This window comes from Oricola sp., assembly GCF_022763245.1.
Taxonomy (GTDB): domain Bacteria; phylum Pseudomonadota; class Alphaproteobacteria; order Rhizobiales; family Rhizobiaceae; genus Oricola.
The window spans coordinates 530,510-550,042 of record NZ_JALEGV010000040.1; the positions used below are offsets into that span (position 1 = coordinate 530,510).

The following is a 19,533-nucleotide window of genomic DNA, read 5'->3' on the forward strand; positions in this document are numbered from 1 at the left end:
GTCGGCATCCATGGCTCTCAATCGGCACCGTTTCACGATCGCGGCGACGCTGCTCTTTTGCGGCCTATCCGGAGCGAATGCCGCCACGATCACCTGGGACGATCTGAAGGCGCCGCCGCAATCATCGGAGAGCGTGGAAATCGCCGGCTTCCTGCTGCCGATCGATTACGAGGGAGACTACGTCTACCAGTTCATGCTGCTGCCCTGGGCCGGCGCTTGCAGCCACACGCCGCCGCCGCCGTCGAACCAGGTCGTGCTGGTGACACCGGAAGAACCGATCCGCATCGAACGCACCTACGAGCCCGTGTCCGTCCGGGGCGAATTGAAGGTCAGCCCCGACGTTTCGCAGCTCTTCGTTCTGGACGGCGTCTCGTGGATCGAATCCGACTACCGGATCAGGCATGCCCGGGTCGAGCCGGCGGACATTCCGACGACGGCGCCGCCACCCGCCAAGACGCCGTGGACATTTCTCAAGAAATGAAAAGACCGCGCGGCCGGAAATCGCGGCCACGCGGTTGGTTTGAGCGCTGACGCGACCTTATTCGGTCGCTTCCTCGATGATCTCGGTCAGCAAGGCGTTGACCTGATCGCGTGCCCCGCCCTCGGGCAACTGACGGAAACCGACCGTGACCGTGCCGGCCATGCTGGCGTCTTCATAGACGAAGACGACATAGGGGCAGTAGGCGATGTCGCCGATATCGGCTTCCATGACGCTGCGCGAGACGACGGCCGAGCAGAACGTGAAGAACTCCGCGTCCTTGTAGAGTTCCTTGGTCGCCCCGACATCACCGGCCGTGCGCTTCAGCATGTCGCCGATGAAGCCGTGATAGTCGATCGTGTAGCCACGGTTGATGATGCCGTCCTGCACGAACTGCGCGACATCGGCGAAGGCAGCCTCGGACGTGCGCGTCACCACATCGTCGCCGGCAGCGTGCGCCGCTCCGCCGGTGAGAGTGGCGGCTGCGGCCAGCGTCAATGCGGCGCCCATGGATGTGATTGATCCGAATTTCATTTGCGCTTCCTCCTCTGGATACATCTTGAATGCCATATGTATCGGATGATCCGCATTGACGGAAGTCAAATCACGCCTTGTCGAGCACCATGTAGTCCAGCGGCAATTCCGTCGTGTATTTGATCTGCTCCATCGCGAATGCCGAGGACACGTCGCGGATCTCGATCTTGGAGATCAGGCGCTGATAGAAGGCGTCATAGGCCTCGATATCGGGCACCACGACCCGCAGCAGATAGTCGATGTCGCCACTCATGCGGTAGAACTCGACCACCTCGGGAAACTCCGAAACGACCTCCGAGAACCGCTTCAGCCATTCGATGGAGTGCGAATTGGTTCGGATGGAGACGAACACCGTCACCCGGGTGTTGACCTTCTTCGGATCGAGCAGCGCCACACGCCGCGCGATGACGCCGTCTTCCTCCAGCTTTTGCACGCGCCGCCAGCATGGCGTCGTCGACAACCCCACCTTCTTTGCCAGATCGGCGACGACGATCGTGGAATCCTCTTGCAGGATACGCAGAATGCGCCTGTCGAGCTTGTCCATATATGCACCCTTTGGAATATTTTTGCGCGAATGCGCCTCGATCACGCATATATGCAAAAAATAATTCTATCAAGTGTGCATCACCGGTCCGCAAGCGAGCCTGTCCACCTCCCCGCGCAAGACCGGCAGGAGCTCGGCCTCGAACCAGGGATGCGCCTTGAGCCAGGCATTGTTGCGCCACGAGGGATGCGGCAGCGGCAGAATGCGCGGCCGACCGGCCTCGGGCGTGTCGTAGACCGCGCGCCAATTCATCACCGTTTCGGTGAGCGTGCGCCCGGCCCTGTCGCCCATGTGATAGTCCTGCGCATACCGCCCGACCGCGACGATCAGCTCGATCTGCGGCATCGCCGCGAACAGGCGGTCATGCCAGTGCCTGCGGCACTCCCGGCGCGGCGGCAGGTCGCCGCCCTTGGCGTCGTGACCGGGAAAGCAGAACCCCATCGGAACGATCGAGATGCGGTTCGGATCGTAGAAGACGTCCTCGCCGATCCCCAGCCAGTCGCGCAGCCGCACGCCCGACGGGTCGGTGAACGGCCGGCCGGACTGATGAACGCGCGTCCCGGGCGCCTGCCCGCAAATGCATATTCGCGCCGTCGCCGACGGCACACAGACCGGATTGGGCTCGTGCGGCAAGGCCCGTCCGTATTGCGGCGCCTCGCGACAGATCCGGCAGGCCCGGATTTCGCCCATCAATGCCGGAAGCGGTTCGCTCATGCGCTATAGCTGGGCCGTTGGCGCATCGCCTCGTACCACCGATGAAAATGCTCGAACTCCTCGGGAACGCGGATCCGGGCCGGCTTGCAGAAATCTGCCGCTACCACGGCGGTGATGTCGGCGACGGTGAGCGTATCGCCGGCGATGAAGGCGCGACCGGCGAGTTCCTCGTTGAGGAGTCCGGCGAATTCGATCGCCTTCGGCTTGTTCGCCTCTCCCCAGTCGGCGACCTGCGGGACTTCCCATTCCTGCATCGCGGGATGAGTGTGGCGAAAGGCCTGCGCCACCGGAAAAAGAAAATGCAGTTCGACCCTGCGCTGCCACATCTCCACGGCCGCCTGCCCGAACGCTCCTTCGCCGAACAGAGGCGGCTGCGGGCAGATCAGTTCGAAGTAGCGGCAGATCGCGATCGACTCGCTCAGCACGCGCCCGTCGCCCGTTTCCAGCACCGGCAGCCGCATCATCGGGTTGCGCGACGCGATCTCCGGCGCCTTGTGGCCCAGCGCACCCATGTCGATGGGCGCCAGCGGCACGGCGATGCCCTTTTCGGCGAGATAGATCCGCACGCGTCGCGGATTGGGCGCCCGCCCTCCGTCATAGAGCTTGTGATCGGAGAAATCCGGCTGCGTCATGCGTCACCTCCCTGGCCGCGCGATCCGAAGAGCGACCTTAACCTTTGAAGAAGCCTCTCGGCCATGCCTGCCGCACCGATATCCGCGGTTCCGCCGCGACTGGCCCGCCATTCGGCGGGCGGCATAAACGATCCCGCCCATATGCCGGCCGATTGCCGCCTCGCCTCGCGTTGCTCTTGCGCATAGCCATCCGCCGAGACGGCCCAGCCCGCCAGGACCATCGCAGCGGCAAGTTCGACGTTCCCGGCGACGCAGCGGGCCAGAAGCCGGCCGTAGCGGTCTCTTTCATTGCCGCGACAGGAGATGTCTCCACCTCCGACCAGCGTGGCCAGATATTCGCGCGAGGCCCGGCCGCAGGCGTACTCAACGCCATCGCGGCGACAGGTCTGGTCGTGTTCCGGCGCATCGATCCCGGCCAGGCGGACGCGCTCGCCGCCCAACGCGAGCGTGTCGCCATCGACGACCCGCGCAGGGCCGCTCAGGGTCCTCATCGACATCTCGTCGAGGACCGCCGCAGCGACCGCCACCAGCGCAAAAAGGGCGATCACGCCGGCCGTTTCAGCCAGTCGCCGGACACCGGACCGCCGATCCCTGCCCCGTCTTCGCCATCGCGCCATCGACACTCTTCGATTTGAAGGAAGTTCTTAAGGATTTGGCAATAATCTTCATTCACCCATCCGAATTGCGACTGACCAACACCCAACACCTAACCTGTTGAAACCATGAGCCAATCGCCGTCGGAATTGCCCGACAAGATCATTGTTGACCGGCGAAAGTCATATCGCAACAGCGATGTGCGCAATGCCGTTCGCAAGACGCGCGACCGTTTGGCCGAACAGGGCATCTCCGATCCCGGTTTCGACAGCGAACTTCTGGCGCTCTACGCACGCACCGTCCAGTCGGGAACGCTGGCCCTCGTGCTGCTGGCCGTGATGATCGGCTTCGGCGGAGCGATGGTCGGTTTCTCGATCATGATCCTCCTGTGGGCGGTCGTCGCCTCGCTGCTCTATATCGGTCTCGGCCTGCTCGGCCGGCGCTATGTCGCGCAGAAGCGCGATCCGCGCACGCTGCAACGGTGGATCACGGCGTTTGCCGCCGTGCATGTGACGCTCGGCTTCGGCTGGTCCTGGTTCGCCTTCGTCGACTCGGCGGTCTGGTCCGATACGCAAGTGCTGATGTTCAAGGCGATCGCCATGCTGGTCGCAATGGCGGCCAGTGCGACGATCAACTACAATCTGCGCTGGTCGGTGGTCGCCGAATTCGCCCTGCCCGTCGTGGCCCTCGCGATCGCGCATGACGCTGTCGTGCAGACCACGGCGCTTGTGGCTTCGGCGGGACTGCTCGCCGCGATGCTGTTCTTCTCGTTCATCGCGATCCGGCTTCGCAAGGCGAGCCTGGCGTCACTCAGTTTCCGAAGCGAAAACAACGCCCTGATCGCCGAACTCGAGATGGCGCGCTCGATATCCGAGGAGGCGCGACGGCGCGCGGAGGACGCGAACCTGGCCAAATCGCGCTTCCTCGCCTCGATGAGCCACGAATTGCGCACGCCGCTCAATGCCATCCTGGGCTTCTCGGAGGTGATGGCCAAGGAAGTGCTCGGCCCGCTCGACAACGAGAACTACCGCTCCTACGCCAACGACATCAACCAGTCGGGCCAGCACCTGCTCAAGCTGATCAACGAGATCCTCGACCTCAGCCGGATCGAGGCGGGCAAGCAGGAACTCGTCGAGGAGCCGCTGCGACTGACCGAGATCGTCGAGGACTGCATCGGCCTGGTGCGGATGAAGGCGACCCAGAAGACGATCCAGATCGACCACGCCTTCGAGCCCGGCATGCCGCGCCTGCTCGCCGACGAACGGTCCATCCGCCAGGTCGCGCTGAACCTGCTCTCCAACGCTGTCAAGTTCACGCCTTCGGGCGGGCATATTCAGGTGAAGACGGGCTGGACCGCGTCCGGCGGACAATATGTGTCCGTCAGGGACAACGGCCCCGGAATCCCGGAAGCGGAGATCCCGGTGGTGCTGTCAGCCTTCGGCCAGGGTTCGATCGCGATCAAGAGCGCCGAACAGGGGACCGGTCTCGGCCTTCCGATCGTTCAGGCGCTGATGGCGATGCATGACGGCGTGTTCAAGCTGAAGTCGAAGCTGCGCGAGGGCACGGAAGCGCTCGTGATCTTCCCCGCCAATCGCGTCATGGACGAACTGCCGGCCGCGCCCGTGGAAGACCGGACGCAGGCGGCGGGAGCGACGGGCCGTCCCAGCGGGGCCCGCCTCGCCGCTGTCGGCGGCAACTGACCGCCTTTCGCCCCAGCTTCAGCCTTTTTCGCTGACGCCGGCCTGTTCGAAGGTCGCCATGCCGGTGTGGCAGAGCGCGGCGGCCTTGACGATGCCGGTCGCGAGCGCGGCGCCCGTTCCCTCGCCCAGCCGCATGCCAAGCGACAGCAGCGGCTCCTTGCCGATCTTCTTCAACGCCATCGCATGGGCCGGCTCGGCCGAAACGTGCCCGGCGAGACAGTGGTCGAGTGCCGCCGGGTTCGCTGCATGCAGGACCGCGGCGGCGGCGGTCGCGACGAAACCGTCGATGATGACCGGCACGCGCTCCATGCGCGCGGCCAGGATCGCACCCGCCATCGCGGCGATCTCGCGGCCGCCGAGCCTGCGGAGCACTTCCAAAGGATCGCCCAGATGCGGCTTGTGCAGAGCGACGGCGCGCGCGACGGCGTCGATCTTGCGTTCGAGGATTTCGCCGGCCGAGCCCGTTCCCGGGCCGACCCAATCGGACGCCTCGCCGCCGTAGAGGCCGTGGAAGATCGCCGCCGCGACGGTCGTGTTGCCGATCCCCATCTCGCCGATGCACAGGAGGTCGGCGCCGCCGGCGATCGCCTCCATGCCGAAGGCCATGGTCGCCGCGCAGGTCTTCTCGTCCATCGCCGCGTCCTGCGTGATGTCTGCGGTCGGATAGTCGAGCGCCAGGTCGAAGACCTTCAGGCCGAGATCGTGGGCGACGCAGATCTGGTTGATCGCGGCACCGCCGGCGGCGAAATTCTCCACCATCTGGGCGGTGACGCTCGGCGGATACGGCGCGACGCCCTGCTCCACGACGCCGTGATTGCCGGCGAAGACGGCCACCAGCGGCCGGGTGACGGCGGGCGGGCGCCCCGTCCATGCCGCCAGCCATTCGGCGATTTCCTCCAGCCGGCCCAGCGCGCCGGCGGGCTTCGTCAATTGGGCGTCGCGTTCGCGGACGGCCGCCACGGCGGCCTCGTCGGGCCCGGGCAGCGCCCCAAGCAGGTTGCGGAAATCGTCAAAAGGCAGGCCCGTGGTCAAGTTCGGCTCCATTCTCGAATGCGGTGGCATGTGTTGTAGCCCTGCCCTATACACGACAGCGCGCTGCGCGCGACAGAACATCGCCAAATCGCGAGACAAACACCGATGACGTCACCCTCGGATCCCCTCACCCTTCTCCTCGGCCAGACCATGCGTTCGGTCGGCTTTCTCAGCCGCCTGCCGGTCGCGCCGCGCTGGTATGCGAGCGCGCCTGCCTCCGTAATGCGCGACGATGCGCGCGCCTTTCCGCTGGCGGGCGTCCTGATCGCCGCGGGGCCGGCGCTGTTGCTCCTGGTGCTCGACGTGCTGGGCGTTCCGGCGATCATGGCCACGACATTCGCCGTCCTCGCCCTGGTCGCGGTGACCGGCGCGCTGCACGAGGACGGGCTCGGCGATGTCGCCGACGGGTTCGGCGGCGGCGCGGACAAGGAGCGCCGCCTGGAGATCATGAAGGACTCCAACATCGGAACCTACGGCGCGATCGCGATCGCCGGCAGCCTGATGCTGCGCGTCGCCGGGCTCACGGCCATCGTCGCCGCGTATGGATCGTTCGCAGCCTGTATCGCCCTCCTCGCAGTCACCGCCTGTTCGCGCACGGCGATCGTGTGGATTTGGGCGAGCATGCCGAACGCCCGTGGCGCGGGCGTCGCCCACGAGCAGGGCGCGCCCAGCGACAGCGCCGTCAGCGCGGCAGCCATCTTCGGCCTGGGCGTGTTCGCCGTTCTGGCGACGGCGACGACGGGCATCGTCAACGCCGCGGCCGCTCTGCTGCTGGCTCTCGCTGCCATGCAGGCTTTCTCGCGCCTCTGCCGGCGCATGATCGGCGGCGTGACGGGCGACGTGCTCGGCGCCAGCCAGCAGATTGTCGAGATCATGCTTCTGACCGGTCTTGCCTTGGGGATCTCGATCCCCACTTGATGGGGCGGACACCGACACGCACCATGGAATCACCCTGCATCCTCGTCTGTTCTATCGACGACAAGACCGGCTACTGCTTCGGTTGCGGACGCACGCGCGACGAGATCGCGCAGTGGACCCTCTACTCGCCGGAAAAACGCCGCGATCTGATGACTATCCTTCCTGCACGACTGGAGACCGTCGAACGCAAACCACGCCGCGAGACGCGCCGCAGCAGAATGGCGCGCAAGCGGGCGAACGAAACGTCCGGGGAAAACTGAACCCATGAACATCCTCGCCTTCATCGTTTTCGGCGTTCTGGGCGCAAGCCTTCTGGTGCTCGTGTTCAACGGAAACGACGCGATGATCGGCCCGATGACGGACGAGCAGTTCGCCGGAACGGTCTATCTGGGCCTGCTCGCCACCGTGCTTGCCGCCGGCCTGTTCGCCTCGGGCCAGCGCTTCGGCCGCATGGCGCAGCAGGCGGGCATCTGGATCGCGCTGCTGGTCATTTTGGTGGTCGGCTACGAGTATCGCTTCGAATTGCAGGAAACGGCGAGCCGCGTGACCTCCAGCCTGGTTCCCGGCCAGGCCGTCACGACGACCAGCGCCGAGGGCGACCTGTCGGTCACGATCAACCGCAACGGGCGTCATTTCGAGGTCGTCGGCTCGGTCAACGGCGCCAGGCAGCCCTTCATGATCGACACCGGCGCCTCGACCATCGTGCTGACGCAGTCGAACGCGCGCAGGGCCGGCTACGATCCGGAAGGGCTCAGCTTCCAGGTGCCGGTCGCGACCGCCAACGGAACCACGCTCGCCGCGCGGATCAGCGGCGTGGACATCACGGTCGGCGGGATCGAGCGTCAGAACATGGTCGCCCTGGTCGCCCGCGACGACCAGCTGGACACCAACCTGCTGGGCATGAACTTCCTCGACACGCTGTCCTCCTTCGAGTTCCAGCGCGACCGGATGATCCTGCGCAACTGACCCGTTGCGCCCTAAAGGACGCTGTAGAAGAAGCGTATCGCGACGATGAACAGGAAGACGCCGAAGCCGACCTCAAGCTGACGCTTGCCGAGCTTGTGCGCCTGCCGGGCGCCGAACGGCGCGACGAGCAGCGTGATCGGGATGACCAGCGCCATGGCCAGCCAGTTGACGTAACCGGTGGAGAAGACCGGCAGGTTCGGCTCGCCCCACCCCGCCCAGATCGAGCCGATCATGCCCGGCACCGAAATCAGCACGCCGACGCCCGCCGAGGTGGCCACGGCCTGGTGGATGGGACGGTTGAACAGCGTCATGAAGGTGTTGTTGAGGACGCCGCCGCCGATGCCCATCAGCGTCGACAGAAAGCCGATGCTCATGCCGATGCCGAAGCGCCCCGCCCCCCTGGGCAGGTCGTCGCCGATGCGCCAGCCCGGCCGGTTGACGATCATGCGGGTGCCGACGACGAGCGCGATGATCGCGAAGATCACGCGCAGCTCCTTGCCGGAGATCGAGGCGAAGATCAGCGTCGCGACGAGAACGCCCAGCGGCACGGCGAAGAGATAGCTCTTCAGAAGCTCCATATCGACCGCGCCCTTGGCCCGGTGCGACATGAACGAGCTGATCGAGGTCGGCACGATGATCGCGAGCGACGTCCCGACGGACAGGTGCATGCGCAGCGCCTCGTCGATCCCGACAAGGCCGAAGACCTGATAGAAGACCGGCACAAGGATGGCGCCATCGCCGATCCCGAACAGGCCGGCGAGAAACCCTGCGACAAGGCCGGCGCCTGCAACGGCCGCGGCGAGCCCCACGACTTCCATCACCGTCGCATCAATCATCAAGAACTACCCCTGTTTCCCTCCGGGGGACCGTTTGGCGGGTTTCGCAACGCTTGGCAAGCGGCACTCGGCATGGCGGCCGCCCGCTGGCGCAATCAGGCCGCGGCCTGCCCCGCCTGCATGACGTTGCGCAGGGCATCCCGCAAGACGTCGCCGTCGGCGCCCGCCAGAACGCCGCGCGTGGACAGCGTCTGGCGCCACTGGCGCGCGCCCGCGACGCCGTGAAACAGCCCGACCATGTGGCGCGTGACATGATGCGCCTTGCCGCCCGCCCTCACGTGGCGATCGACATAGTCGGCCATGATACCGACCACGTCCGCGAGATCCGGCGCAGTAGCCGTCTCCGCGAACATCACGCGGTCGGCCTGCGCCAGAAGTCCGGGATTGTGATAGGCGGCGCGCCCCATCATGACGCCGTCGACATGGGCGCGATGGGCGTGCGCCTGGTCCAGCTCGTGGATGCCGCCATTGATGCCGATGAAATGATCGGGATAGTCCGCCTTCAGCCGGTAGACGATGTCATAGTCGAGCGGCGGAATGTCCCGGTTCTCCTTCGGGCTAAGGCCCTCCAGCCACGCCTTGCGGGCATGCACCCAGATCGCGTCCGCGCCCGCGTCGACAACCTGCCGGACCAGCCCGAACAACGCCTGCTCGGGATCCTGGTCATCGACGCCGATCCGGCATTTGACCGTGACGGGCAAAGAGGCCGGCGCAGCCGCCTTCATCGCCTCGACGCAGCGTGCGACGAGGTCCGGCGTGCGCATGAGGCACGCGCCGAACGTGCCCGACTGCACCCTGTCCGACGGGCATCCGACATTCAGATTGACCTCGTCATAGCCGAAATCCGCCACGATCCGCGTCACTTCGGCGAGCTTGTCCGGATCGCTTCCCCCAAGCTGCAGCGCGACGGGATGTTCGGCGTCATCGAAGCCGAGCAACCGCTCCCGGTCGCCATGGATCGCCGCATCGGCCACGACCATCTCGGTGTAGAGCAGCGTGTGGCGGGTCAGCTGGCGGTGGAAGAAACGGCAATGCCTGTCCGTCCAGTCCATCATGGGAGCGACGGCCAAACGCCGAGCTGCGTAGGTCTGCGATTTCCCTTTGTTTTCCAAAACTTATTCCATATTTCTCATTTCGGCCCTGCATCGCCACGGCTCAACTCGTCCGCGCCTGCCAAGAGAGCACAATAGATGCTGCGCCGACAAAGGCGATAGCGCACCAAGATGAGAACCACCGAAGAGTGATCGCACCAGGACGAAACTGCACCATCGATCGCGCCGATCACCATCACGCGCGGCTCAAACATCGTCCCGCGTGATACACGGAAATGTCGAAGACGGATCGATGGCCAAGACCCGGATCAGCCGATGTGAACATCGGATCGGACAACCCGGCGCCCTCACACAACTTCATTTAGTTCCAAATCGAGCAGGAACCAAGAGCGCACTGATCTGAACCCGATGGAGCCCGGCTACCGCGAAAGCAACGAGGAGATCAGGCGCGCGGAACCGCTGGCGCCTAGGAACGCCAAGGTTTCGCTCGCGCCAGCAACACTCGCGCCTCAATCGAGAGCGCCGAAATCGTAACCGCTCCCGCTTGAGATCGAGAAACGGAAGCGTGAGCAGATTGTCCGCGCCCCGAGCGCGCCAAAAGGGATCCGCTGGTGCCCGACCATCTTGGAGCCCTGAAATCATGGCAGGCGAGAATTGTCCCGCCTGCCATTCTTCACCTGTTACTGACCAACGGCTACGATGGCGTCGACAAGGCCTTCCGGCCAGTCTTCGGAGTACTTCGAGTCACGGTAGACCTGCAGTACGTGGTCCTGGAAGGCCTTCTTGTCGGGCGTGTAGACATTGATGCCGTTGGCGGCGAACTGTTCCTGGAGGTCGTTCTCCTCCTCGATGATCGCCTCGTCGACCGCGGCTTCGAAGTTCATCGCGCATTCCTGCATCCGGGCCTGCTGGTCCTCGGTCAGGGAGTCCCATTTCTGCATCGAAATGGTGAATTGGTTGGTCTGGATGAGGTGATTGGTCAGGCCGACATGATCGATGACTTCATCGAACTTCATCGAGTGGGTCAGCGGGAAGCCGTTGTCCTGCCCGTCGACGGCGCCGGTCTGAAGCGCGGTGTAGACCTCGGTAAAGGCCACCGGCACCGGGGTGGCGCCCATCGCAATGCCGACGAACTGCCAGCCCTCGCCGCCCGGGAAGCGCATCTTGACACCCTTGAGGTCGGCCGGCGTCATGTATTCACGGTCGCCCACATAGGAGATGTTGCGCGTGCCGATATAGGGGCTTGAGAGCACCTTGACATGCGCCTTCTCCTCCACCTCGGCCCACAGATCGTCCAGCAGGTCGCCATTGAAGACCGCGCGCATATGGTCGTAGTCGCGGAACAGGAAGGCGGTGCCGAGCACGCCGGTCGAAGGCACCTGGTTGTAGAAATCGTAGATCGCGAGGTTGCCCATATCGAGATTGCCACGCTGCATGGCGGTCAACTCGGTCCCCTGCTTGAAGAGCGTCGCGCCGTGATACTCCTTGAAATCGAACTCGTCCCCGAGACAGACCGCGAACTCATCGCGAAGCAGCTTCGAGCGCGTGTCGTTTTCCGAAATGGTGTCGGAATAGATGAGTTCGACCTTGTCGGCCGCCTGTGCGGTGCTGGCTGCCAGCATGGCGGCGATGGATATGGTGGTGAACAAACGCATGGTCTTCCTCCCTTAGCGTCCCCTGTCTTCGGAAAAGGCCGGAACCTGGCCTCATCCGCCTGAAGCGGGCCCTGGCCCGCTCACACGCCTGACTTTCTCCGCGCCTCCACCGACAATCGCGAAACCGTCTCGCCCGATCGAAGAGCGCTGTCGAAACAGCAAGCATGCGCAACATCAACATGTGACATACCGTATGTCAATATTAAGCATACTGTATGTCAGTGCACGCGCGGGCGCCTGGCGATGGCGGGTGCCGGCAGCAGTCACCGCCGAGGTCCCGGGCGACGACGTCCTGGTCAACGCGGAAACTGCTTGTGGAGATTCGGATCAGACGTATGGGCGCGTCACCGGCTACAGCTCACGCAGCATGCCTTGGAATGCGCGCTCGGCGATGCGTGGCAAGGCATCCCGGGAGAGCCGTGAAAGCGCAGGTGTTCGATGTGCCTTTGGCGCTATGCGGAGGGCATTCTCACTGCGCCTCATCGAGCATCTTCAGCGCCTGCGAATAGTTCGGCTCCATGGCGCCGATATGCGCGCGCATGAGCTGCTCGAGCTTGACGGGATCACGGGCCTCGACTGCCTTGGCAATTTCGACATGCTCGCCGAACGTCGTGTAGCGGTGGAGATCGAGCCGCGTGGACAGGTGCACGCGAAGCGCGGCCACGCGCCCCGAAGCAATGTCATAGGCCTCGACAAAGAACGGATTGCCGGAATTTTCGAAGAAGGTGTTGTGAAACTGCGTGTCGGCCCTGGCGTAGGCCAACGTGTCGTCTGCGTCGCGGGCCTTTTCCATCTTGCCGATCGCTGCCCTGAGCCCTGCCAGGGTCGCTTCCGGCGCCCGCTCCAATGCCAGACGGCTCACCAGAAGCTCGAGATTGAGGCGGTAATCGACGAGCTGATGCAGTTCCTTGGCATCCGGCTTGAAGACGATGCTGCCGCGACGCGGCAGAATGTTGATGAGGCCCTGCATCTGCAGAATCGTGAGCGCTTCGCGAACCGGGGTTCGACTGACGTCCATTGCAACGGCAATCTTCTCCTCGGAAAGAGGTTCGCCGAGTGCGATCTCGCGACGCAGAATCGCTTCCTTGAGGTTCTCCGCGACTGTGGCAGCCAAAGATTTCGGTCGATTGATGGGCGTTTTTTTCATGCGAACCATACACTTGCGGGTTGCCTCCAGCGCATGCGCGCCCGAAGTCGAGCGGATTGTATCTGAAATGTCAGATACGTCCAGCGCATCCGACCGCTGGCATTCGGCGCCTCACCAGAACACTGTGAAACCCGATGGCTGAAAGAGCGCCGCCATGTCGCTCGCCAATTTCGCCACGAACGGTGCAGCAGAAAGAGCCCCGACAAGGGGCTCCCAAGACAATGAAGGCTGCAGAGGCTGCGCGCGAAAACGCACCGGGAATGCCGAACCTCAGATCGTATCCCAAGCCGGAGACCAGTCGAAGTCGACCATCCGTTCCTGCCGGTCGAGCCCGGCGATACGTGCCATCTCGGCGTCGTCCAGCTCGAAATCGAATATGTCGAAGTTGGAGCGGATATTCTCGATTTTGGACGATCGCGGAATTGCGGCGACGCAGTCCTGTTGCAGAAGCCAACGCAAAGAGACTTGAGCGGCCGATTTTCCGTGGCGGCGACCGATGTCCTGGATCACCTCATCCTTGAACACCGCGCCACGGGCGAGCGGCAGATAGGCGGTGAAAATCATCCCGGCATCGCGAACCGCAGGCAGCACTTTCGGTTGCGCCAGGAACGGGTGGTATTCGACCTGGTTTGCGACCAACTCGGCACCGTGCAGGCTGATCGCTTCGTCAAGCAATGAAGTGGTGAAATTGCTCACGCCGATACTGCGGGTCTGCCCTTTCGCGCGCACATCGGCGAACGCGGCCAGAGTGTCTCCCAGGGGCACCTCGGTCCCCGGCCAGTGAATCAGAAGAAGATCGACATAATCCATCTGCAGGCGGTCGAGGCTTTCGCCGATCCGCTGATGCACAGTCGCCGGGGCGAGCGAGTCGAACCAAATCTTGGTCGTGACGAAGATCTCGTCGCGCGCGACGCCGGATTCGCGTATTGCCTGCCCGACTTCTGCCTCGTTGCCGTAGCGGATCGCGGTATCGATATGGCGATATCCGTATTCGATGGCAGAACGGATCGAAGAGATCCCGGCATCGCCGGTCAGCTCGAAAGTGCCGAGCCCAAGCGCGGGCATGGTGATGCCCTTCGCGGTTCTGTAGATCATGGAAGTCTCCTTCAGGCAGTGAGAACGATTTTTGCTGCGGCCACCCGGCCGGCGTCCATATCGGCGAAGGCCTGGCTGCCGTCCGTCAACGCGCGGGTCTCGACCCAGTTCAACGGCCCCAGGGCGCCTGAGGCCAACAAGTAGACGGCGTGGCGGAAATCCTGAACCGAGTAGCAGTATGCCCCGAGGAAGGCCAACTCACGCAGTGTCAATGCACGCACATCCACACCCGCGGAGCCCGGCAACAGGCCGCTGTGCACGATAACGCCGCCGCGTCTGGCCATGCGAAAAGCCATCTCGCGCGTCGCAGTTGCACCGACGGCGTCGAAGATCAGGTCATAGCTGCCACGATCCGGCTCTTCATCCGGCGCAATGGCCCGGATCTTGCCCGACGCCGCCTCTGCCGTATCGCGCCTGGCGGGATTGGTCTCGACCAGGAGAACTTCGCGCGCACCTTCAGTGCCGAGAACCAGCGCGGTGGCGAGGCCGATCGCCCCACCTCCGATGACGGCGAGCTTTGCTGACGCGAACGATCCAGAGAAGCTCCGCCGGCCGACATTCACCGCATGTACGGCGACGGCCAGCGGTTCGGCCAATGCCGCAGCTTCAAAAGGCAAGTGGTCGGGGATCGGCTCGAGATTCCGTTCCGGCACAGCGACAAGCTGCGCAAACGCACCATCATGCGGCGGAAGACCGATGTTTTGCTGCGACTCGCACAGTTGGGGATTGCCGGACACGCAGTTCGTGCAACGGCCGCAACTCAGAAAGGGATTGAGAGCCACACGTTGCCCGTCGAGACGGCCGCCGCGCACGATCCCGGCCGCTTCGTGGCCCATTATCATCGGGGGCACGCGGCGCGGATCGTGGCCATGATACCCATGCATGTCGGAGCCGCAGATGCCGCATGCCTTGACCTCAAGCAGAACGTCACACTCGCCCGGAACCGGATCGGGCACATCCTGCAACTCCATGCTCGCTTTGCCGAGGTAGACGATCGCTTTCATTGTTTTCCTGCCTGTAGGCCGAGGCGTGCCGATCAACGATTTCACACTTCAGGGACACTTGGCATCTGAGGTACTGTATGTCAATGATCTGCACTTCGACGCATCCGCATACCGCATCCTGGAGTATCGCCTTCGTGACCCGCAGCTATTGCCTCTCGTACATGACCCTTGAACTCTCGCCGCCCGAGGCGATTCGCCTCGCTGCGGACGCCGGTTATGATTCGGTCGGCATTCGAATGATGCCGGCCTTGCCGGGGGGCCAGGCATTTCCGCTGATGGACGACCGACGTCTCATGCGCGAGACGGAGCGGTGTCTGGAGGAAACAGGCCTGTCGATCTTCGACGTGGAGATTGCGCGCATCGGCGAACACTCAGAAGTCGAAGCGTGGCTGCCGATGCTGCAAGCGGCAGCTCGGCTGAGGGCACGAACCGTCATCGCCGCGGGAGCCGACCCGGACGAGAGCCGAATGACGGACACTTTCGCGGCCCTCTGCGAAGCGGCCGCTCCTTTCGGCCTTTCGGTCAACCTCGAATTCACGCCATGGTCGCCGTTGCGCAATGCCGCCGCAGCAGCACGGGTCGTCGCTGCGGCGGACCAGCCGAACGGCGAGATCCTGATCGACACAATCCACGTGGCCCGGTCGAACACCACGCTGAACGATCTCCGCGCGATCCCGACCGAACGAATGAGCTATTTCCAGATTTGTGATTGCCCTGCGGAACCGGCCAAGACGCTCGAGGACCTTCTCCATACTGCCCGCGAGGAACGCCTGCTTCCGGGCGAAGGCGGCGCTGATCTCGCGGGGATCATCGGCGCCCTGCCCGAGAGCCTGACAGTGAGCGTGGAGATTCCCAGTCACAGGCGCATATCCCTGCAGGGGCATGCCGCCTGGGCGAGGACGTGCCTCGACGCCTCGCGGACAGCAATGGAAGGCTTCGACATGAAGCGGAACCGGGCGCCCGAGGCGCCCGATTAAGGCTCCAGCAGTATCTTGACGCCTTCGTGCTTCGCGACCGCCTCAAGCGCGTCTTCGAACTGCTCCAGCTTGAACCGATGCGTCACGAGGCGCGTGACCTGCATCGCGACACCGGGCAAGACCTGCATGACGAGGCGCCATGTCGGGTCGTTGTAGCCACGCGAGCCGATCAGTTCGACTTCCTTGAGCACGGCGGGCGTGGTGACGAAGGTCGATGGACCGTGGCACAAGCCGATCAGCGCGACCCGCCCGGCCTTTCCGGCGAGCGCAAGCGCCTGCTCGGCGACCGCCGCATTGCCGCTTGTCTCATAGACGACGTCTGCCCCGAGCGAACCGATTTCCACTATCGGATCCGATACGTCGACATCCACCGGCAGCATGCCGAGATCACGGGCCAAGGCGAGCCTGTCGACGTCCGCTCCAATGCCGGTAACAACCACTTTCGCCGCTCCCGCGTGAAGAGCGAGAATTCCGCAGAGCAGGCCGATCGGCCCTGCCCCGATCACCAGCGCAATGTCGCCGGCACGGACCGGCACGCGTTCCAGAACAGCGTGCACCGCGACCGCCATCGGTTCGAGAAGCGGGGCCACGGCCGGATCGACGCCCTCCGGCAGCGGGAAGACCTGCTGAACGGGAACGCAGACCATTTCGGTCCAGCCGCCATCGACATGGCCGCCCATCAGCTTGCGATCATCGCAAAGGGTTGGCCGGCCCAGACCACAATACTTGCAGTGCCCGCAGCCGATCTGAGGATTGATCGCCACGAGCATCCCGGGCTCAAGGCCGCTGTCCGCCGGCGCTTCCACCACGTGACCGGCGAACTCATGACCGACGGTCACGGGGAATGTCGGAGCGTATTGGCCCACAACGGCTTCATGCCAGCGCCAGATCGCCACGTCGGTTCCGCAGATACCTGCAGCCGCGATACTGACCAGAACTTCGTCGGGTTTCCGGACGGGCTCGGGCCGGTCGATAACCACCATCTTGCCTGGCGCGGCGGCCAGTTTGGCTACGGCCCTCACGGTCAGGCGTCCGCCATGTCGTTCGCTGTCAGCTGATAGGCGAGGTTGTAGACAATGGATCTCGGGCGATCGAGGCCAAGATCGCTCTCGGCAATGACGCGCAGCAGTTCGGGCAGAGATGCCTCCAACTCCGGCGCGCCGCTGCCTTCGACCAGCACAACGACGTCGAACCCTTCCTCGGACATGCCGGGTCGCATTTCCGTCTCACGAGTCTTGATGTCCGAAACCTCGTTTCTCGCTTTTCCGAGACTGACCGCCGCGGCTCCCGTCACTTTCAGCAAGGAAGCACACAGCGCTTCAGCGCCGGCAGCAAGCGTGTCGTCCGCGCCCTCGCGCAGATCGAGACGGATCGTCGCCATGGCCCCGCCGTCGCCGAGGCCCGCCGATGCGATCCGGTCACATGCGACCCGCAGGAAGTTGCGGAAGCAAGGCTGCACCTTGCCGGACCACTCGGTCGGATTGTTCAGCCGTTCAAGATAGGCTTGCGAACGAAAGACCTCGACGTCGCGCCCCGTGTAGATCGTACCGTAGCGGTAGCGATCGACGGTGTGGTTGATCAGCCGCTTGCCGACCAGGAAGCCCGGAATCGAGAGCCGTTCCGGCATGTGTTCGCGCGTGTGCCATTCCATGTATTCGGCCCAGGCATCCGGCTCGATATCGTGCCACATCGCCAAGAAGGCTTTTCCCGGTAGGCTCATTTGACTGTCTCCCTTCGTGAAACGGAATCCCGTGCCGCCACTTGCCCAATTGCCGGCGCCGCGCCGTGCCTGAAGCCCAGGCCGGGATGCGGCCCGTCAATCATCAACGCGAAACCGCATCCAGCCACAGATAGGCCTTCGATCGGCGCGTCATCGATGCGGAGAGCGCCGGCGCTGCATTCACTGGACGTTGAACATGCCGCGATCAGCGCGGCTTTGATCACGTAACATACAGTATGTCAATATTGCGGCGAACGATGCGGACCCTTGTTCGTCGCTTATGAGCGTTCTCTGCCATCCACTGGGGCAAGCGACGCGTTTGCGGCACATGAATGAGCGCGGATACCGAGCGGTTGTCCGCGATCCGAAGAACAGACAGTCAGCCGTTCACGCAGCAGCCTGATGAGGCGCTTACTTTTTCCGGGGCCCGCCGAATGGCAATCCCATGCTCAAGGCATGCTCGACCCCGCCCTGGATATGTTGCGTCAGGATCTCGCAGGCTCTGACAGAATCCTTGGTCAAGGCACAGTCGCGCAACCCGGCGTGCTCCTCGGCCGCGATGTCTCCGCGAAACGACAGAGCAAGAAGCTGGTATCGCAGATATTGGTCGAACACCGACGCATGGGTTTCCATGAGCACCGTCGAACCGCAGGCCGAAATCAGCGCCTGGTGAAATTCCCAGTCATAGCGCTTCCAGGCCTTTACCTCGCTGCGATCTCCGTTCTTCATGCGGCTCTCCAGCCCGGCCAGCTTGTGGTGCGCCGCAACGACCCGGGCCTCCCACTCCACATCACCGGCTGCGAATGACTGCTCGAGCGCATGGCCTTCGAGCAAGAGCCTCAGATCGGCGATTTCCCGCAGATGTTCCGCCGAGACAGGCGCGACCTCGAATCCGCGCTGTCCCTCCGCCACGACCAGCGTCTCCGATGACAGGCGATTGAGGATCTCACGCAGGGTGCTGACGCTGGCGTCGTAGTCTTTCTTGAGTTGCTCAAGCTTCAGCCGCCGCCCCGGAGGCAGGGTTCCGAAGATGATGTCCGTCCGGATGCGCGAATAGGCGCTCTCGGCGATCGTGGAGACGGTGTTCTGGCCAACCGGCGGCGCTTCTCTCTTCATCGAGATTTCTCCGGCTCGCGAACGGAACGGCATGGCGCGGCGTTCATGCCGACAGCAGCCCGTTGTCGAGCGTGTGGTCCACGCAGGCGCGAATGTGGCGAGCAAGGATGGCGGCCGCCGTGCTGGCATCCCGCGCAAGGGCACATTCCATAAGCTGCCGGTGCTCCTCAGACGCGGCTTCACCACGGTAGATCACCGCGACGATCTGGTATCGCAGGTAGTGATCGAAGATGCCGCGATGCGTTTCCATCAGCGCTCTGGACCCACAGGCGGCAATCAGCGCGGCATGGAATTCCCGGTCGTAACGCTTCCACGCTTCGGTGTGACCGGTGTCGCCTGCCTCGATCAAGGCTTCCATCTTCGCCAGCTTGTAGTGGGCCGCCACCACCTGACTTTCCCATTCGATGTCGCCCTGTTCGAAGGACTGCCTGAGCGCATGCGCCTCGAGAAGCTCGCGCATTGCGGCGATCTCGCGGAAATGACCCTGCGACACGGGAGACACGCGGAAACCCCTCTGGTCCTCCGCGACGACAAGCCGCTCAGAAGCAAGACGGTTGAATATCTCCCGCAAGGTGCTGACGCTGACCAGATACGGATCCTTGAGCCTGTCAAGGCGGAGGCGCGTTCCAGGCGCCAGCGTTCCGAAGACGATGTCCCGGCGAATCTGGCGATAGGCAATTTCGCCCGCCGTCTCACCGCCAACATGCACGATTTCAGGATTCGCCGAAGTCATGCGCGCATTGTACCTCCAAGCGCCCCTCAGGCAAGCGAAGGATAAAGTGATATTTTCAATTTCATATGATATTTTTGGAAATGCCT

Annotated in this window: 22 protein-coding genes; 6 read left to right on the plus strand and 16 right to left on the minus strand. The window is 63.8% G+C overall.

What is annotated here, in order from left to right; translation table 11 throughout:
• Nucleotides 1-10 precede the first annotated feature (10 nt).
• Nucleotides 11-481, plus strand: a complete 471-nt coding sequence (locus MRY80_RS19990; protein WP_293292863.1) for a DUF3299 domain-containing protein — start codon at nucleotides 11-13, stop codon at nucleotides 479-481.
• A 57-nt stretch (nucleotides 482-538) separates the two neighbouring features.
• On the opposite strand, the gene MRY80_RS19995 is transcribed toward MRY80_RS19990, so the two are convergent.
• From MRY80_RS19995 to MRY80_RS20015, 5 genes are all read right to left on the minus strand, one after another.
• Nucleotides 539-1,012 (minus strand): DUF302 domain-containing protein, encoded by a 474-nt coding sequence (locus MRY80_RS19995; protein ID WP_293292865.1) that lies wholly within the window; start codon nucleotides 1,010-1,012, stop codon nucleotides 539-541.
• Between the two features lie 70 nt (nucleotides 1,013-1,082).
• Nucleotides 1,083-1,556, minus strand: a complete 474-nt coding sequence (locus MRY80_RS20000; RefSeq protein WP_293292866.1) for an Lrp/AsnC family transcriptional regulator — start codon at nucleotides 1,554-1,556, stop codon at nucleotides 1,083-1,085.
• Nucleotides 1,557-1,625: 69 nt separating this feature from the next.
• Nucleotides 1,626-2,270, minus strand: coding sequence for a uracil-DNA glycosylase family protein (locus MRY80_RS20005; RefSeq protein ID WP_293292867.1), 645 nt, complete (start codon nucleotides 2,268-2,270; stop codon nucleotides 1,626-1,628).
• A complete protein-coding gene (locus MRY80_RS20010; RefSeq protein ID WP_293292868.1) occupies nucleotides 2,267-2,902 on the minus strand; it encodes a glutathione S-transferase in 636 nt (211 codons plus the stop codon). The genes MRY80_RS20005 and MRY80_RS20010 overlap by 4 nt, the downstream gene beginning before the upstream one ends.
• Nucleotides 2,899-3,450: a thermonuclease family protein gene (locus MRY80_RS20015; RefSeq protein WP_293292869.1), complete on the minus strand. Its 552-nt coding sequence runs from the start codon at nucleotides 3,448-3,450 to the stop codon at nucleotides 2,899-2,901. Before MRY80_RS20015 ends, MRY80_RS20010 begins: the two co-directional genes overlap by 4 nt.
• Before the next feature lie 174 nt (nucleotides 3,451-3,624).
• Here MRY80_RS20015 and MRY80_RS20020 point away from each other — a divergent pair, with 174 nt between their 5' ends.
• On the plus strand, nucleotides 3,625-5,196 hold the full coding sequence (locus MRY80_RS20020; protein ID WP_293292870.1) for a HAMP domain-containing sensor histidine kinase: 1,572 nt from the start codon (nucleotides 3,625-3,627) through the stop codon (nucleotides 5,194-5,196).
• A gap of 18 nt (nucleotides 5,197-5,214) precedes the next feature.
• Here the strand turns inward: MRY80_RS20020 and cobT are convergent, their stop codons facing one another.
• Nucleotides 5,215-6,228 carry a nicotinate-nucleotide--dimethylbenzimidazole phosphoribosyltransferase gene (cobT, locus tag MRY80_RS20025; RefSeq protein ID WP_293292871.1) on the minus strand — a complete coding sequence of 338 codons (1,014 nt, stop codon included), beginning with the start codon at nucleotides 6,226-6,228 and terminating at the stop codon, nucleotides 5,215-5,217.
• Between the two features lie 105 nt (nucleotides 6,229-6,333).
• Here cobT and cobS point away from each other — a divergent pair, with 105 nt between their 5' ends.
• The 3 genes from cobS to MRY80_RS20040 are packed head-to-tail and all read left to right on the plus strand — an operon-like array spanning nucleotide 6,334 to nucleotide 8,112.
• Nucleotides 6,334-7,146, plus strand: a complete 813-nt coding sequence (gene cobS, locus MRY80_RS20030; RefSeq protein WP_293292872.1) for an adenosylcobinamide-GDP ribazoletransferase — start codon at nucleotides 6,334-6,336, stop codon at nucleotides 7,144-7,146.
• Between the two features lie 23 nt (nucleotides 7,147-7,169).
• Nucleotides 7,170-7,406 carry a DUF1289 domain-containing protein gene (locus MRY80_RS20035; protein WP_293292873.1) on the plus strand — a complete coding sequence of 79 codons (237 nt, stop codon included), beginning with the start codon at nucleotides 7,170-7,172 and terminating at the stop codon, nucleotides 7,404-7,406.
• Between the two features lie 4 nt (nucleotides 7,407-7,410).
• Entirely contained in the window at nucleotides 7,411-8,112 is a 702-nt protein-coding gene (locus MRY80_RS20040; RefSeq protein ID WP_293292874.1) for a TIGR02281 family clan AA aspartic protease, read from the plus strand.
• Between the two features lie 11 nt (nucleotides 8,113-8,123).
• Here MRY80_RS20040 and MRY80_RS20045 read toward each other — a convergent pair whose 3' ends face one another.
• The 6 genes from MRY80_RS20045 to MRY80_RS20070 form a co-directional block, all read right to left on the minus strand.
• Entirely contained in the window at nucleotides 8,124-8,948 is an 825-nt protein-coding gene (locus MRY80_RS20045) for a sulfite exporter TauE/SafE family protein (protein WP_293292876.1), read from the minus strand.
• A gap of 95 nt (nucleotides 8,949-9,043) precedes the next feature.
• Complete coding sequence (gene dusA, locus MRY80_RS20050) at nucleotides 9,044-10,060, minus strand: tRNA dihydrouridine(20/20a) synthase DusA (RefSeq protein WP_293292878.1); 1,017 nt, start codon at nucleotides 10,058-10,060, stop codon at nucleotides 9,044-9,046.
• A 620-nt stretch (nucleotides 10,061-10,680) separates the two neighbouring features.
• Nucleotides 10,681-11,655, minus strand: a complete 975-nt coding sequence (dctP, locus tag MRY80_RS20055; protein ID WP_293292880.1) for a TRAP transporter substrate-binding protein DctP — start codon at nucleotides 11,653-11,655, stop codon at nucleotides 10,681-10,683.
• Nucleotides 11,656-12,124: 469 nt separating this feature from the next.
• Nucleotides 12,125-12,769, minus strand: a complete 645-nt coding sequence (locus MRY80_RS20060) for a GntR family transcriptional regulator (RefSeq protein WP_293292881.1) — start codon at nucleotides 12,767-12,769, stop codon at nucleotides 12,125-12,127.
• Nucleotides 12,770-13,072: 303 nt separating this feature from the next.
• The gene (locus MRY80_RS20065; protein WP_293292883.1) at nucleotides 13,073-13,897 is read right to left on the minus strand and encodes an aldo/keto reductase; all 825 of its coding nucleotides are present in this window, start codon (nucleotides 13,895-13,897) and stop codon (nucleotides 13,073-13,075) included.
• A gap of 11 nt (nucleotides 13,898-13,908) precedes the next feature.
• Complete coding sequence (locus tag MRY80_RS20070; RefSeq protein WP_293292884.1) at nucleotides 13,909-14,901, minus strand: FAD-dependent oxidoreductase; 993 nt, start codon at nucleotides 14,899-14,901, stop codon at nucleotides 13,909-13,911.
• Nucleotides 14,902-15,035: 134 nt separating this feature from the next.
• Between MRY80_RS20070 and MRY80_RS20075 the strand changes: the two genes are divergently transcribed.
• A complete protein-coding gene (locus MRY80_RS20075) occupies nucleotides 15,036-15,878 on the plus strand; it encodes a TIM barrel protein (RefSeq protein ID WP_293292885.1) in 843 nt (280 codons plus the stop codon).
• Here MRY80_RS20075 and MRY80_RS20080 read toward each other — a convergent pair.
• The 4 genes from MRY80_RS20080 to MRY80_RS20095 form a co-directional block, all read right to left on the minus strand.
• Nucleotides 15,875-16,900: an alcohol dehydrogenase catalytic domain-containing protein gene (locus tag MRY80_RS20080; RefSeq protein WP_293292886.1), complete on the minus strand. Its 1,026-nt coding sequence runs from the start codon at nucleotides 16,898-16,900 to the stop codon at nucleotides 15,875-15,877. The two genes, MRY80_RS20075 and MRY80_RS20080, sit on opposite strands and share 4 nt — an antisense overlap.
• 2 nt (nucleotides 16,901-16,902) lie before the next feature.
• Nucleotides 16,903-17,598 carry a hypothetical protein gene (locus tag MRY80_RS20085; protein WP_293292887.1) on the minus strand — a complete coding sequence of 232 codons (696 nt, stop codon included), beginning with the start codon at nucleotides 17,596-17,598 and terminating at the stop codon, nucleotides 16,903-16,905.
• A 411-nt stretch (nucleotides 17,599-18,009) separates the two neighbouring features.
• Complete coding sequence (locus MRY80_RS20090) at nucleotides 18,010-18,714, minus strand: GntR family transcriptional regulator (protein WP_293293060.1); 705 nt, start codon at nucleotides 18,712-18,714, stop codon at nucleotides 18,010-18,012.
• Between the two features lie 43 nt (nucleotides 18,715-18,757).
• A complete protein-coding gene (locus MRY80_RS20095; RefSeq protein ID WP_293292889.1) occupies nucleotides 18,758-19,447 on the minus strand; it encodes an FCD domain-containing protein in 690 nt (229 codons plus the stop codon).
• Nucleotides 19,448-19,533 lie beyond the last annotated feature (86 nt).